The organism is Stenotrophomonas sp. Nf1, from assembly GCF_003028475.1.
Lineage (GTDB): Bacteria > Pseudomonadota > Gammaproteobacteria > Xanthomonadales > Xanthomonadaceae > Stenotrophomonas.
Map to the genome: position 1 here is coordinate 371,961 of NZ_PYTV01000004.1, position 14,444 is coordinate 386,404.

The window sequence follows — 14,444 nt, forward strand, 5'->3', positions numbered from 1 at the left end:
ATCATCCCTGTCATCTGAAAACAAGATACAAGCGTGAACCTCAAGCAGCTCGAGTTCGCCGTCGCCCTGGCCGAGGAAGGCAACTTCACCCGTGCCGCCGAACGCTGCCATGTCGTGCAGTCCGCGCTCAGCCACCAGATCGCCGCGCTGGAGCAGGAACTGGGAGCCACGCTGTTCGAGCGCCTGCCACGCCTGGTCCGCGCTACCGCCGCCGGTGAGGCGCTGCTGGTGCACGCGCGCCAGGTGCTGGCCAGCCTGCGTCACCTGCGTGCCGATGTGGCGGCGGTCAGTGGTGAAGTGCGTGGCCTGCTGGCCATCGGGCAGATTTCCTCACTCACCGGCATCGACGTGGTGGCAATGCTGGCTGCCTTCCAGCAGGTGCACCCGCAGGTGGAGTTCCAGTTGCGGGTGGACAAGAGCGAAGACCTGATCGCACAGGTGCAGTCGCGCGCGCTGGACGTGGCGCTGGTCGGGCTGGCGCCCTCGGCGGCGCTGGAGGGGGTCTGTCACCAGACGCTGCAGGAGGAAGACCTGGTGGCGGTGCTGTCCCCGTCGCACCGGTTGGCGCGGCGCAGGCGGCTGCCATTGACCGCACTGCAGGATGAGGCACTGGTCGATTTTCCGCGCGGCACGGGTGCGCGCCGACAGACCGATGACGCCTTCGCTGCCGCCGGCCTGCCGCACACGGTGCGCTTCGAGGTCAACCTGATGGAACTGGTCGAGCGCTTCGTCCGCCATGGGCTGGCGGTGGGCATCGTGCCGGCGCTGATCGCCGACGGCTTCCAGGGCGTGGTGCAGATTCCGCTGCAACCCACCCCGACCCGCCGCGTGCATCTGGTCTGGCAGCGGCTGCCGACACCGGCGGCACGGGCCTTCGTCGAGGCCGTGCTCAGCCGCGCAGGCGCAGGCTCAGGCCCTTGAGGAAATTGCGCAGCATCTGGTCCAGGCAGCGCCGGTAGTTGGCGTGGCCGGGCTGGCGGAACAGCGCACCGACTTCCGACTTGGAGACATTGAAACCGGCGCTGGCGAAGATCTCCATCAGGTCCACATCGCGCAGCTGGAACGCCACCCGAAGCTTCTTCAGCACCAGGTTGTTGTCGATGCGGGTTTCCACCGCACGCTGCGGCTGGCTCTCGTCGCGGCCGCGCAGGTGCACGATGAGCCCGTCGAGGAAGTGCGCCAGCGCACTGTCGTTCATCGCCTCGAAACCGGCTTCATCCTCGCGACGCAGCCAGGCCTTCACCTGTTCGGCATCCACGGCGAAGGCCGGGTCGGCCATCTGGCACAGGGTCACCACGTGCTGGTCGCCCAGGTCCAGGGAGTAGCGCACGCTGCGCAGGACATCGTTGTTGATCATGGCCCAATTGTACCGGTCACCCCGACAGGTGGGGTCAGATCCCTTTGCCGAGCAAAGGGATCTGACCCCCGGATCTGGAGGGGGCCGCCCCCGGATCTGGCCGATCCGGCAACACAGGCGCCGGCCGACGGTGCCAGAATGGGGGCCTGGTTTTCGCCCTGGAGTTGCTTGATGACCCGCACCGTCCTGATTACCGGCGCCACCTCCGGCTTCGGCGCCGCCGCCGTCCACCGCTTCGCCCAGGCGGGCTGGAAGGTGATCGCCACCGGCCGCCGCAGCGAGCGCCTGCAGCCATTGGTCGACCGTTATGGCAAGGATGTGGTGCACGCCGCCGCCTTCGACATCCGCGATGCGGTGGCGATGGAAGCAGCGTTGCTGGCGCTGCCGCCGGCCTTCGGCGAGATCGATCTGCTGGTCAACAATGCCGGGCTGGCGCAGGGCACCGCGCCGGCGCAGGGTGCGAAGCTGTCGGACTGGACCACCATGATCGACACCAACATCACCGCACTGGTGACCCTCACCCACCGCCTGCTGCCGCAGCTGGTGGAGCGCCGCGGCGCGATCATCAACATCTCTTCGGTGGCCGGTGTCTACCCGTACCCGGGCGGCAATGCCTATGGTGGCACCAAGGCATTCGTCAGCCAGTTCTCGCTGGGCCTGCGTTCGGACCTGCACGGCACCGGCGTACGCGTGACCACGATCGAACCGGGCATGGCCGAGACCGAATTCACCGTGGTGCGCACCCATGGCGACCAGAACGCCTCGGACAAGCTCTACAGCGGCGCCAACCCGATGACCGCCGAGGACATCGCCGAGCAGATCTTCTGGGTGGCCACGCTGCCGCCGCACCTGAACATCAATCGCCTGGAACTGATGCCGGTCAGCCAGTCGTTCGCCGGCTTCCAGGTGGCCCGCGAAGGCTGACCTGCGCCGTGCGACGTCCCGTGCCATCGCGGGTGGGGCGTGTCCTGTAGAGCCGAGCCCATGCTCGGCTTCGTCGGGATTCAGCCGAGCATGGCTCGGCTCTACAGAAACAAAAAAAAGCCGGGCAATGCCCGGCTTTCTTCATTCCCCCCCGCAGGCTCACTGCGCCTTGATCGCCATGGCCTGCAGCCCGGTGCCATCCAGCTTCTGCTTGGCTTCGGACAGTTCGCCGGCCGTGCCATAAGGCCCCATGCGCACGCGGTATACGGTCTTGCCGTTGATCTGTGCCGATTCCACGCGTGCCGCAAGACCCATCATCGCCAGCTTGGCCTTGGTGGCTTCGGCATCGCCGGAGGCACCGAACGCGCCGGCCTGCAGGATGTAGCGGGCATTGTCGGCGGCGGCCGGTGCGGCAGCCGCCGCGGGCGTCGCCGATGCGGCAGGTGCGGTCTCCGCGCGCGCCGCCGGGGTGGTGGCCGCGGTGCTGGTCGACGCCGGTGCGGTGCTGGCCGACGGGGTTGCCGCGGCTGGGCGCTCGCTCAGCGGTGCCGGCAGCGGACGGTTGGTCGCGGTCACCGGTGCGGTGCTGGCGACGCTGGCCGTTGCCGTCGGTGCCGGAGTGGACGTGCTGGCCGGCGGCACCGGCTTGCCTTCCAGTGCGGCCTGCGCGCGCTGCGCCTCGGCCTTGGCCCGGCGCTGGTCCTCGGCGCGCGCGCTGGCGGCCAGTTCGGCGTCGGACATCTCCACTTCCTTGCCCGGCAGCAGGGTGTAGAAGTCGTACTGGGTGGCGGCCGGCTTTTCCGCTTCGGCGGGCTTGGCCGTGGCCGGCTGCGCGGCCGGCTGGCTGCCGACATCGCTGTCGGCGTCAGCGACCGGGGCCGGTTGCGCGTTCGGGTTCGGCTGCGGACCGGCGCGCAGGAAACCATCGCCTTCGCCCTTGAACAGGTTCGGCGCCGCCAGGAACACCACAGCGGCGATCGCCACACCGGCCACCAGCCACACCCATCCGGGTGTGCCCTGGCTGCCGCTGTTGCGTCGTGCCTGGCTTTTGCCGCGTCGTGCTGCCATGTGTACTGCGTCTCCTGATGCTTACATTTTTTCCGGGGCGCTGACGCCCAGGAGTTCGAGGCCGTTGGCCAGCACCTGGCGTGCCGCGCAGGCCAGGGTCAGCTTGGCATTGCGCTCAACGCTGTCATCCACCAGCACTGGCGTCCCGTGATACCACGTGTGGAACGCATGCGCCAATTCACGCAGGTACTGCGCCACCAGGTGCGGCTCCAGCGCCACGCCGGCCGCTTCCACCACTTCCGGATACCGCGAGATCTCGTTCATCAGCGCCAGCGAGGCGTCGTCGCCCAGGCGGGCGAGGTTGGCCAGGCCATTGCCCTGTTCGTACACCAGGCCCTTCTCCTGCGCCTGGCGCAACAGGCTGCACACGCGCGCGTGCGCGTACTGCACATAGAACACCGGGTTGTCGTTGCTCTGCTGGCGGGCCAGGTCGATGTCGAAGGTCAGCTGCGAATCGGGCTTGCGCGCGATCAGGAACCAGCGGGTGGCATCGCGGCCGGCTTCTTCGATCAGGTCGCGCAGGGTGAAGTAGCTGCCGGCACGCTTGGACAGCTTCACTTCCTCACCGCCACGCATGACGGTGACCATCTGGTGCAGCACGTATTCCGGCCAACCTTGCGGGATGCCCACTTCCATGGCCTGCAGGCCGGCGCGCACGCGTGCCAGCGAACCGTGGTGGTCGGCGCCCAGCTCAGTGATCGCGCGCTCGTAGCCGCGCTGCCACTTGGACAGGTGGTAGGCCACGTCCGGAACGAAGTAGGTGAAGGTGCCGTCGGACTTGCGCATCACGCGGTCCTTGTCGTCACCGAAGTCGGTGCTGCGCAGCCACAGCGCGCCGCCTTCCTCGTAGGTGTGGCCGGACGCCTGCAGCTTGGCCACCGCCTCGGCGACCTTGCCGTCGGCGTACAGCGAGCTTTCCAGGAAGTAGATGTCGAAGTCGACGCCGAACGCAGCCAGGTCCAGGTTCTGCTCGTTGCGCAGGTAGGCCACAGCGAAGCGACGGATCGCCTGCATGTCGTCCGGATCCTTGGCGCCGACCACCAGGGTGCCTTCCAGGTCGACGCTGGCGCCGGCCATGTAGGCGCGGGCGACGTCGGCAATGTATTCACCGCGGTAGCCGCCTTCCGGCCAGCCGTCCTGGTCGGGGGCGATGCCCTTCACGCGGGCCTGCACCGACAGCGCCAGATTCTCGATCTGCACGCCGGCGTCGTTGTAGTAGAACTCGCGCTTGGCGTTCCAGCCGTTGGCATCAAGCACGCGCGCCACGCAGTCGCCGATCGCGGCGGCGCGGCCGTGGCCGACGTGCAGCGGACCGGTCGGGTTGGCCGACACATACTCCACACCCACTGTGCGGCCATTGCCGGACAGGTTGCGGCCGTAGTCATGGCCTTCCTTGATGACCGAAGCGGCTTCGCGCTGGTAGGCGGCCGGGGCCAGGTGGAAATTGATGAAGCCCGGGCCAGCGATCTCGACCTTGCTGACGTCCTCGCTGCGCGGCAGCGCCTCGACCAGCGCCTGGGCCAGCGCGCGCGGATTGCTGCGCGCGGCCTTGGCCAGCAGCATCGCGGCGTTGGTGGCGAAGTCGCCATGGTCGCGGGTCTTCGGGCGCTCGACCACGAAGTCCGGCGGCAGGGAGTCGGCGGGCAGGGTGCCATTGGCGCGCAAGGCTTCGATGCCTTGGCTGATCAGGGCGCGGAGGAGATTTTTCACGAGGCCTGCTGTGAGAATGAGCGGCGGAATCGCCCATTTTAGCGCAGATACCCGCAGCCACGCTGAGCCCCGCCTGCCTGGCGGGGGCGGAGCCCCGTCGCCGGCCCCCGCTCAGCCGAACAGGCGCGGTTGTGGCTGAGCCAGGAGCCCTCGTTCAGCAAACGAAACGGGGCGCCCCTCACCCACCACGAAGTGGTCCAGCAGGCGCACGTCCACCAGCGCCAGCGCCTGCTGCAGCTCGTCGGTAATGCGGGTGTCGGCAGGGGAGGGTTCCGGGTCGCCGGACGGGTGGTTGTGGCTGAGGATCACCGCCGCGGCGTTGTGCAGCAGGGCCCGCCGTACCACTTCGCGCGGGTACACCGGGGCCGCGTTGATGGTGCCCTGGAACAGTTCCTCGCAGGCGATCAGCCGGTGCCGGTTGTCCAGGAACAGCACCATGAAGATCTCCCGGGCCTGGCCGCGCAACCGGTGCTGCAGGTAGCGGCCGACCGCGACCGGGTTGTTGCCGACAGGCTCGCCGTGCTGCAGTTCGGCGGCCAGGTAGCGGTGGGCCAGCTCCAGGCCGGCCGCCAGCGTGCAGCTGCGCGCCGGACCCAGGCCGGGCAGTCGCGCCAGGTCGCGGGCCGGGCGGTCAAGCAGCTGCCGCAACGGGCCATGCGCGGCGAGCAGATCACGCGCGGTGTGCACGGCATCGCGGCCGCCGGACCCGGAGCCGAGGAACAGTGCCAGCAATTCAGCATCGGACAGCAGGGCAGCGCCGTGCGCGAGCAGTTTCTCGCGGGGACGTTCCTGTTCGGGCCAGTCGCGGATGGGCATGCGTTGATCATCGCCGGCCGCATTGCGGCCTCCCATCGGTACACCTCGCGCGCTCGCGTCGGCCCATGCCTCAATCGCGCCGGCGCTGCAGATAGGCGAACAGTTCCTGGTTGGTCTGCAGGCCCAGCTTGCGCTTGGCTTCAGCCTTCTGCCGGCTGATCGTCTTCGGGCTGCGGCCGCAATGGGCCGCAATGGCATTGACCTTCAAGCCGGCCGCCAGCAGGTCCAGCACTTCCTGCTCGCGTGCCGACAGCGCCGACGGTTCACGCGCGAACATCAGGTCGCGCGCCTCAAGGTGGTGGCGCAGTTGCGGCGACACGAAGACCTGGCCGGCCATCGCCGCGTTCAGCGCCTGCGGCAGCTGGCCGAAATCGGCGCATTTGTCGACCAGGCCACCCACGCCGTCGCGCAGCAGGCCATCAAGCAGGCCCGGATGGCGGGCGCCGGTCAGCACCACCACCGGCAGCGCCGGGTGACGCGCCTGCAGTTCACCGATCAGTTCGGGGCCATCAGGGCCGGTGCCGGGCATGGACAGGTCGGTCAGCACGGCGTCGCAGGTTTCGCGTTCCACCAGATGCAGCAGCCCGGCGCCGTCACGCGCGGCGCCGACCACGTCCATCAGGTGGGTCTGCAGCACGATGCGGATACCGTGCAGGACGACGGGGTGGTCGTCGGCGATGATGATGCGCGGTTGCACGTGGAATCCTCGGGAGGCGAAGCGGCGCACCAGCGGTGGCCAACCCCGATTCTGCAAAGGTGATCGGCCTACAGGTATAGGAAAGTTCCGAATCGCACGGTTGCGGATTCAGAAATTGTCGTGGTGCAAGTTCCATCTGCTGATAGCTGCCGGCTATGTGCACCCTGCACCGGGACATTACCGGCCATCGGGTAAGCTAGCGCCCTCGTTTGCACAGGAAATCCAGGTGGCTGACTCCCCCAACGCTTCCCCGGCGCCGGCCCGCGCGCTGGAAGGCCAGAAACTGTTGTTGTGCGTCGGAGGCGGGATCGCGGCCTACAAGGCTCTGGAGCTGGTGCGGCGGCTGCGCGACGCCGGCGCCCAGGTACAGGTGGCGATGACCGCCGGTGCCCAGCAGTTCGTCACCCCGCTCAGCTTCCAGGCCCTGTCCGGGCAGCCGACCCGCACCACGCTGTGGGACAGCGCCGCCGAACAGGCCATGGGCCATATCGAGCTGGCGCGCTGGGCCGACCGTATCGTGGTCGCCCCGGGTACCGCCGATCTGCTCGCGCGGCTGGCCCAGGGCCATGCCGATGACCTGGTCAGCACGCTGTGCCTGGCCAGCACCGCGCCGCTGACGATCTGCCCGGCGATGAACCATCGCATGTGGCTGCATCCGGCCACCCAGGCCAACATCACCCTGCTGCGCCAGCGCGGCGCGCAGGTGATCGGTCCGGTCGATGGCCCGCTGGCCGAAGGTGAATCCGGTCCCGGCCGTCTGGCCGAACCGGGCGACATCGTGGCCGCGCTGGCCGCCAATGGCAGCGGTGCCACCCCCGTTTCCGCGCCGGAAACGCGCGCACTGCAGGGCCTGCGCCTGCTGATCAGCGCCGGCCCGACCTACGAAGATCTGGACCCGGTGCGCTACGTCGGCAACCGCAGCAGCGGCAAGATGGGGTTCGCCCTGGCCGCCGCGGCCGCCGCGATGGGTGCACAGGTGGTGCTGGTCAGTGGCCCGGTGCAACTGCCCACGCCGCCCGGCGTGCAGCGCATCGATGTGCGCTCGGCCGCGCAGATGCGTGATGCCGTGCTGCAGTCGCTGCCGGCCGACATCTACATCGGTGCAGCGGCGGTATCGGACTACACGCCGCGCCAGGTGGCCGCGCAGAAGCTGAAGAAGACCGCCGACAGCCAGTCGCTGGTGATTGAACTGGTGCGCACGCCGGACATCCTGGCCGAAGTCGCCGCGCAGACCCAGTCGCTGAAACTGGTGGTGGGCTTTGCCGCCGAGACCCACGATGTGGAGAAATATGCCCGTGGCAAGCTGGTCGACAAGCGCCTGGACCTGGTGATCGCCAACCAGGTCGGCATCAGCGGCGGTGGTTTCGAAAGCGACAACAATGCCGCCACGGCCTTCTGGCAGGACGGCGAACAGAACTTCCCGGCCACCTCCAAGCGCGAGCTGGCCGAACAACTGCTGGCGCTGATCGCGCGGAGGCTTCAGGCATGACCCAGGCGGTATCCACCCCGGCATTTTCCCCGCAGCCGTTGCAGGTCAAGCTGCTCGACCCGCGTTTCGGCGACAGCTGGCCGTTGCCGGCCTACGCCACCGAAGCCAGCGCTGGCATGGACCTGCGTGCGGCGCTGGACACCGCGCTGACCCTGCAGCCCGGCGACACCGCGCTGGTGCCCAGTGGCCTGGCCATCCATATTGCCGATCCGCACCTGTGCGCGGTCATCCTGCCGCGTTCCGGGCTGGGCCATCGCCACGGCATCGTGCTCGGCAACGGTACCGGCCTGATCGATGCCGATTACCAGGGGCCGCTGCTGATCAGCGTGTGGAACCGTGGCCGCGAAGCCTTCACCATCGAGCCGGGTGATCGCATCGCCCAGCTGGTGGTCGTGCCGATTGTCCGCGTCAGCCTGCAGGTGGTGGATACTTTCACCGACAGCGTGCGGGGCACGGGTGGATTCGGCCATACCGGGGTGCGTTGACAGGGGACATCGATGAGCGGCATCGGGGAAGGACAGCGGGGACGGTCATTGGGGCGCAGCGCTCCCCTTCTGGGGGTGCTGCTGGTCCTGCTGGCAGGCTGGTTCGGTTGGAGCGCGGTGCAGCAATGGCGCCAGGAGGCCAATGGCCAGGCGCTGGAACAGGCGCGTGACCAGGCCGTGCGGGGGCTGCAGCAGGCCGCCGCCGGCCAGGTGCAGCAGCTGCAGCAGCACCTGAACAATGATCGCGTGCAGCAGGCGCTGCAGGCCGGTGACGCGGCCGCCGCCGCGCTGGCCGTGCGCGAGAGCTGGACCGGCGTGGAACAGGTGGAGGTGCTGACCTCCGACCTGGCGACCGCCTATGCCGATCCGGCGGCCTTCGGTTATGCCCGCCTGGCCCTGCTGGAGGCCGCGCTGGCTGAAGGCAAGCCCGGCGTACGGGTGGTCCGCGACGGCGGTGGCAACCGGCTGGGCCTGGCCGCGCCGGTACAGCTGGGCAACCTCGGCCCGGCCGTGGTGTATGTGCGCCAGCCGCTGCTGCGGCTGACCTCGGCGCTGGACCAGGTGAGTGCACCGTCCAGCGGTTTCCTCGGCCTGCGCCAGGGCGTGCGCGACCTGGTCAGCCAGGGCAACGCCAGCCTGGCCGAAGGTGCCGAAGCACTGGCGCGTCCCATTCCCGGAACGCCGCTGCGGCTGGCCGCGTCGGTGCCCAGCGTCGAGGCCGGGCCGCTGGGCCTGGGCGCGCTGGCCAGCGCCATTGTTGCCCTGTTGCTGGCGTTCATCGCCGTGCTGCTGGTGGTGGGGCGTCATCGCTTGCCGGCGTCGCTGCCGCTGCCGCGCCGCGCCTCGGCGGTCGAGGCCGACCTGGGCCCGACGCTGAGCGAAAGCCTGCAGCAGTCCCCGCCGCCGGTGGCCAGCACGGCCAACCGTGATGCCACCCCGCCGCCGCCGCCGCCGGTGCCGGCTGAAGAGCTGGCGGCCGGGATCTTCCGTGCCTACGACATCCGCGGCGTGACCGGCAGCGAACTGACGCCGAAGACCGCCGCGCTGATCGGCCAGGCCATCGGCACCGTGGCGCTGGAACAGGGGCTGCGCGAAGTGGTGATCGGCCGTGATGGCCGCCTGTCCGGCCCGGAGCTGGCGGCGGGCCTGGCCGAAGGCCTGCGCCGCGCCGGTTGCGCGGTGATCGACATCGGCCTGGCACCGACCCCGGTGGTGTACTACGCCGCCTTCCACCTGCGTACCGGCACCTGCGTGGCGGTGACCGGCAGCCACAACCCGCCCGAGTACAACGGCTTCAAGATTGTCATCGGCGGCGAGACGCTGTCCGGCGATGCCATCACCGATCTCTACGCGCGCATCGTCGAGGGCCGCCTGGTGCAGGCCACCGAACCGGGTGACTACCAGCAGCGCGACGTCAGCGCCGAGTACATCCAGCGCATTGCCGATGACGTGCAGCTGGATCGTCCGCTGAAGGTCGTGGCCGATGCCGGCAACGGTGTGGCCGGTGCATTTGCGCCGCAGCTGCTGGAGGCGATCGGCGCCGAAGTCATTCCGCTGTACTGCGATGTCGACGGAACCTTCCCCAACCATCACCCCGACCCGAGCGAACCGGCCAACCTGGAAGACCTGGTGCAGACGGTCAAGCGCTTCGGTGCCGACCTCGGCGTGGCCTTCGATGGCGATGGTGACCGGCTGGGCGTGGTGACCGGCGAAGGCAGGATCATCTATGCCGACCGCCTGCTGATGCTGTTCGCCGCCGATGTGCTGATGCGCAACCCGGGCGCGATGGTGATCTACGACGTGAAGTGCACCGGCAAGCTGTCCGACCACGTGCTGCGCAATGGTGGCAGCCCGTTGATGTGGAAGACCGGGCACTCGTTGATGAAGGCCAAGATGCGCGAGACCGATGCCGAGCTGGCCGGCGAGATGAGCGGCCACTTCTTCTTCAAGGAACGCTGGTTCGGGTTCGACGACGGCCTGTATGCGGCGGCACGCCTGCTGGAGATCCTGGCCCAGCGCGAAGAAACCCCGGACGAGGTGCTGGCCGAGCTGCCGGAGACGGTGGCGACGCCGGAACTGAAGGTGCCAGTGGCCGAAGGCACGCCGCATGCGCTGGTGGCGATGCTGGTGGCGGCGGCACAGTCGCCGGACAACCCCTACGTGGGTGGCCGGCTGTCGACCATCGACGGCCTGCGCGTGGACTTCCCCGACGGCTGGGGCCTGGTGCGTGCCTCCAACACCACGCCGGTGCTGGTGCTGCGCTTTGAAGGCAGCGACGAGGCCGCGCTGGAACGCATCCAGGCGCTGTTCCGCAGCCAGCTGCAACCGGTGCTGGGCGACACCCCGCTGGGCTTCTGAGGGCGGGCCGGGCTGCGCCCGGCACCCGCGGTAGTGCCGGCCGCCGGCCGGCAGATGCGTGGCGATGTTGCCGGCCAGCGGCCGGCACTACCTGGTGTGGCCATCCACGCAGGGTGGGTGCCGACCGTTGGTCGGCACACCCTCACCCCTTGAACCGCAATCCCACGCCCGGTTCGGTGAACAGGTAGCGCGAATCCAGTGCCGAATCGCCCAGCTTGTGCCGCAGCTTGCCGACCAGGATGCGCAGGTAGTGGGTGTCATGCTGGTGGGTCGGGCCCCAGATTTCCTGCAGGATCTGCGGCTGGGTCACCACACGCCCGGCATTGCGCAGCAGCAGCGACAGCAGCGCATATTCCTTGCGGGTCAGCGCAACCGGCTCGCCATCGAGCGCAACTTCGCGGCGCACCAGGTCCACGTGCAGGTGGCCATCGTCGAACACCGGTGGCGTGCCGTCGGTCGGCACACTGCGCGTGCGCAGCAGTGCCCGCACCCTTGCCATCAGTTCCTGGGTACCGAACGGCTTGGTCACATAGTCGTTCGCGCCGTTGTCCAGCGCCCGCACCTTTTCCGTTTCACCGGCGCGCACGGTCAGCATGATCACCGGCACCTGGCTCCATTGCCGCAGCTGCTCCAGTACCTCATGGCCTTCCATGTCCGGCAGGCCGATGTCCAGGATCACCAGGTCCATGTCTTCGCTGGCCGCCATCTGCAGTCCCTGCTGGCCATTCTCGGCCTGGCGTACCTGGTAGCCCTGCGCGCGCAGGCTGATGTCCAGGAACCGGCGGATCTGGGTTTCATCATCGATCACCAGCACGCGCGGGGCTGGCGCGCTGGCATCAGTCGGAGTCGGGCTCATCATGGGACGCTGGCTTGAGCAGGGGCAGGGTGATGCGGATCAGGGTACCGCGACCATCGCGTCCTGGCAGCGCCTGCACGCTGCCACCATGCGCGCCGATCATGCCCTGGCAGATGGTCAGCCCCAGGCCGGTGCCGTGGCGGCCGCGATCACCGCGCTCGACGCTGTAGAACATGTCGAAGATGCGTGCGCGCTCGTCGTCGGGAATGCCGGGGCCGGCATCGATCACATCGATGCGCAGCTGCCCGTCCAGTTCGCGCGCCTGCACCTGCACGGCGGCGTCGGGCGGGGAGAACTTGGCGGCGTTCTCCATCACGTTGAACACCGCCTGTTCGACCAGTGCCGGGTGCACCCAGATCGGCGCCAGCGTGGACGGAATGTCCAGCTCCAGCCGCACCTTCGGCTGGTAGCGCTGCAGGCGCCGCGCCGCCGAGCCGATCAGCTCGTCCACGCCGATCCAGTCGCGGTTGATCTTCAGGCCTTCGTGGCCGAGCCGGGTCATGTCCAGCAGGTTCTGGATGTAGCGGTCCAGACGTTCGCCCTCGACCAGGATGGTGTCCAGCAGAGCGCGGCGGTCGGCGCTGTCCATCGCCCCGCCATAGCTGGCCAGGCTGTCGGCCGAACCGATCATCGCCGCCAGCGGCGAGCGCAGATCGTGCGATACCGAAGAGAGCAGGGCCGAGCGCAGGCGCTCGGTCTCGTTACTGACGTGGGCCTGTTCCAGTTCGGCTACCAGACGGGTGCGCAGCGCGGCCTGGGCGATGTCGTCAACCATCGCCTCGGCCAGTTGGCGCTGCTCGGGTAACAAGCGTGCCTGGGCACCGGGCAGGTACAGTCCGGCCACGCCGATCGCACGGTCCTCGCCGTCCAGCAGCGGCAGGAACCACCACTGCGCGCCGGCCAGGGTATCGGTGAAGCGACCGCTGGGCTGGCCGTGGCGCAGGGCCCAATCGGCGGCCGCCAGATCGGTGTCGCCTGGCTGGCTGCGGCCGCCGGTGGCGGTGTCGGCCCCGATCCGCAGCCACGCCGGCACGTCCATGGCCTGTTCCAGCGCGTGCCGCCCGGCTTGCGCCACCTCGCCATTGCCGGCCGCGCTGGCCAGCTGCCGTCCCAGCTGCTGGCGCGCGCGGGCGTGGCGGTTGGCCGCGCGCAGCGCGATCACCTGCATGCGCAGGCGTGATGCCAGCCGGCCGGCCACCAGTGCCGCAGCCAGGAACAGGAACACGGTGATCACGCCCTGGCGCGCACCGATGGCGAAGGTGAAGCGCGGTGCGATGAACAGGAAGTTGTAGGCGAGGAAGCACAGGATCGCTGCCATCACCGCCACGCTGGCGCGGGTACGCGCAGCGACCAGCACCACCGCCACGATGAACACCATCGACAGGTCGGCCATGCCCACCCAGCGCTCGGCCAGCCACGCCACGGCACAGGCCAGCGCGGTGGCGACCAGCGCCTGCACCGGCTCGTAGCTGATGCCGCGCCCGGGCGGCAACAGGCCTTCGCGTCGCGATCGCGCGCGCGCCTGCGGGGTGCTGATGATGGTGATCTCGTAGTGCGCGCCGCGCTGGATCAGCTGCTGGGTCAGCGTGCGGTTGAACATCCGTGCCAGCGGCCGTTCGCGGGTACGGCCCAGCACCAGGGTGGATACGCCGTTGTGCGCGGCATGGTCGAGCAGGGCATCGGCGATGCTGGAGCCATGCAGCAGTTCGGCGTCGCCGCCCAGCCGCCGCGCCAGCGCGAAGGCCGCATCGATCTCGCGCCGGGTCGCCTCGTCCTGGCGCCGGCTCTGCACGGTCACCACCGTCCACGGTGCGTCGCGGCGTTCGGCGATGCGCCGCGCCACCCGCACCAGGTACTCGCTCTGGCCACCCCCATCGATGGCCACCAGCACGCCACGCCGCAGCGGCAGGTTGCCTTCGCCGCGTGCGGCACGGGTCTCGCGCAGGCTGCTGTCAACGCGGTCGGCGGCCTCCTGCATCGCCAGCTCACGCAGTGCGGTCAGGTTGGCGGGCGAGAAGAACGCCTGCAGCGCCTGTGCGGCCTGCTCGGGCACATATACCTTGCCCTGCTGCAGACGCGCGATCAGCTCGCGGGGCGGCAGGTCGACCAGCACGATGTCATGCAGGCGATCGAGCACGCCGTCAGGCACCGTTTCGCTGACCCGCACGCCGGTGATGCGCATCACCACATCGTTGAGGCTCTCCAGATGCTGGATGTTGACCGTCGTCCAGACGTCGATGCCGGCGTCCAGCAGTTCCATCACATCCTGCCAGCGTCGTTCGTGGCGGCTGCCCGGCGCATTGCGGTGTGCCAGCTCGTCCACCAGCACCAGCGCAGGACGCCGTGCAAGCACGGCGTCAAGATCCATCTCCTGCAGGGCGTGGCCGTGGTAGGCCACGTCCTTCAGCGGCAGCTGCGGCAGGCCTTCCAGCAGCGCCTGGGTATCGGCGCGGCCGTGGGTTTCCACCAGCCCGACCACCAGGTCGACACCGCGGCGCAGCTGTTCCTGCGCGCGGGTCAGCATGGTGTAGGTCTTGCCCACGCCCGGCGCCGCGCCGAGGAACACGGTCAGCTTGCCGCCGGCTTCGCGTTGCAGGCCTTCCACCAGGGCATCGGCCTGGCGGGTACGCACATCAGTCATGGGTGCCGCTGTCATGCCAGCCATTGTGCGCGCAGTAGGTGCA

12 protein-coding genes are annotated in these 14,444 nt (G+C 69.1%); 5 read left to right on the plus strand and 7 right to left on the minus strand.

What is annotated here, in order from left to right; genetic code table 11:
* The first annotated feature begins 33 nt into the window (after nucleotides 1-33).
* Nucleotides 34-921 carry a LysR substrate-binding domain-containing protein gene (locus C9412_RS10410; RefSeq protein WP_107231534.1) on the plus strand — a complete coding sequence of 296 codons (888 nt, stop codon included), beginning with the start codon at nucleotides 34-36 and terminating at the stop codon, nucleotides 919-921.
* On the opposite strand, the gene C9412_RS10415 is transcribed toward C9412_RS10410, so the two are convergent.
* Entirely contained in the window at nucleotides 890-1,357 is a 468-nt protein-coding gene (locus C9412_RS10415) for a DUF1456 family protein (RefSeq protein WP_107231535.1), read from the minus strand. The genes C9412_RS10410 and C9412_RS10415 overlap by 32 nt on opposite strands.
* A gap of 171 nt (nucleotides 1,358-1,528) precedes the next feature.
* On the opposite strand from C9412_RS10415, the gene C9412_RS10420 reads away from it, so the two are divergent.
* Nucleotides 1,529-2,281, plus strand: coding sequence for an SDR family NAD(P)-dependent oxidoreductase (locus C9412_RS10420; protein ID WP_107231536.1), 753 nt, complete (start codon nucleotides 1,529-1,531; stop codon nucleotides 2,279-2,281).
* Nucleotides 2,282-2,440: 159 nt separating this feature from the next.
* Here the strand turns inward: C9412_RS10420 and C9412_RS10425 are convergent, their stop codons facing one another.
* The 4 genes from C9412_RS10425 to C9412_RS10440 form a co-directional block, all read right to left on the minus strand.
* Entirely contained in the window at nucleotides 2,441-3,349 is a 909-nt protein-coding gene (locus tag C9412_RS10425) for an SPOR domain-containing protein (protein WP_107231537.1), read from the minus strand.
* Nucleotides 3,350-3,370: 21 nt separating this feature from the next.
* The gene (gene argS, locus C9412_RS10430; protein WP_107231538.1) at nucleotides 3,371-5,059 is read right to left on the minus strand and encodes an arginine--tRNA ligase; all 1,689 of its coding nucleotides are present in this window, start codon (nucleotides 5,057-5,059) and stop codon (nucleotides 3,371-3,373) included.
* A 111-nt stretch (nucleotides 5,060-5,170) separates the two neighbouring features.
* On the minus strand, nucleotides 5,171-5,875 hold the full coding sequence (radC, locus tag C9412_RS10435) for a DNA repair protein RadC (RefSeq protein ID WP_107231572.1): 705 nt from the start codon (nucleotides 5,873-5,875) through the stop codon (nucleotides 5,171-5,173).
* Between the two features lie 70 nt (nucleotides 5,876-5,945).
* Nucleotides 5,946-6,572 (minus strand): response regulator transcription factor, encoded by a 627-nt coding sequence (locus C9412_RS10440; protein WP_107231539.1) that lies wholly within the window; start codon nucleotides 6,570-6,572, stop codon nucleotides 5,946-5,948.
* Nucleotides 6,573-6,798: 226 nt separating this feature from the next.
* On the opposite strand from C9412_RS10440, the gene coaBC reads away from it, so the two are divergent.
* From coaBC to C9412_RS10455, 3 genes are read left to right on the plus strand one after another with little or no spacing between them, the layout of a single operon-like run.
* Nucleotides 6,799-8,061: a bifunctional phosphopantothenoylcysteine decarboxylase/phosphopantothenate--cysteine ligase CoaBC gene (coaBC, locus tag C9412_RS10445; protein ID WP_107231540.1), complete on the plus strand. Its 1,263-nt coding sequence runs from the start codon at nucleotides 6,799-6,801 to the stop codon at nucleotides 8,059-8,061.
* Nucleotides 8,058-8,546 (plus strand): dUTP diphosphatase, encoded by a 489-nt coding sequence (dut, locus tag C9412_RS10450; protein ID WP_107231541.1) that lies wholly within the window; start codon nucleotides 8,058-8,060, stop codon nucleotides 8,544-8,546. Before coaBC ends, dut begins: the two co-directional genes overlap by 4 nt.
* Before the next feature lie 12 nt (nucleotides 8,547-8,558).
* Nucleotides 8,559-10,904, plus strand: a complete 2,346-nt coding sequence (locus tag C9412_RS10455) for a phosphomannomutase/phosphoglucomutase (protein ID WP_107231542.1) — start codon at nucleotides 8,559-8,561, stop codon at nucleotides 10,902-10,904.
* 142 nt (nucleotides 10,905-11,046) lie between these two features.
* On the opposite strand, the gene C9412_RS10460 is transcribed toward C9412_RS10455, so the two are convergent.
* The gene (locus C9412_RS10460) at nucleotides 11,047-11,760 is read right to left on the minus strand and encodes a response regulator transcription factor (protein ID WP_107231543.1); all 714 of its coding nucleotides are present in this window, start codon (nucleotides 11,758-11,760) and stop codon (nucleotides 11,047-11,049) included.
* Nucleotides 11,741-14,401, minus strand: coding sequence for a sensor histidine kinase KdpD (locus C9412_RS10465; RefSeq protein WP_107231544.1), 2,661 nt, complete (start codon nucleotides 14,399-14,401; stop codon nucleotides 11,741-11,743). Before C9412_RS10465 ends, C9412_RS10460 begins: the two co-directional genes overlap by 20 nt.
* Between the last annotated feature and the right edge of the window lie 43 nt (nucleotides 14,402-14,444).

Coding starts and splice junctions, on each gene's coding strand:
- C9412_RS10460 (WP_107231543.1), bottom strand. CDS start 11,760: ATGAGCCCGACTCCGACTGATGCCAGCGCGCCAGCCCCGCGCGTGCTG.
- dut (WP_107231541.1), top strand. CDS start 8,058: ATGACCCAGGCGGTATCCACCCCGGCATTTTCCCCGCAGCCGTTGCAG.
- C9412_RS10425 (WP_107231537.1), bottom strand. CDS start 3,349: ATGGCAGCACGACGCGGCAAAAGCCAGGCACGACGCAACAGCGGCAGC.
- C9412_RS10455 (WP_107231542.1), top strand. CDS start 8,559: ATGAGCGGCATCGGGGAAGGACAGCGGGGACGGTCATTGGGGCGCAGC.
- radC (WP_107231572.1), bottom strand. CDS start 5,875: ATGCCCATCCGCGACTGGCCCGAACAGGAACGTCCCCGCGAGAAACTG.
- C9412_RS10465 (WP_107231544.1), bottom strand. CDS start 14,401: ATGACTGATGTGCGTACCCGCCAGGCCGATGCCCTGGTGGAAGGCCTG.
- C9412_RS10415 (WP_107231535.1), bottom strand. CDS start 1,357: ATGATCAACAACGATGTCCTGCGCAGCGTGCGCTACTCCCTGGACCTG.
- C9412_RS10420 (WP_107231536.1), top strand. CDS start 1,529: ATGACCCGCACCGTCCTGATTACCGGCGCCACCTCCGGCTTCGGCGCC.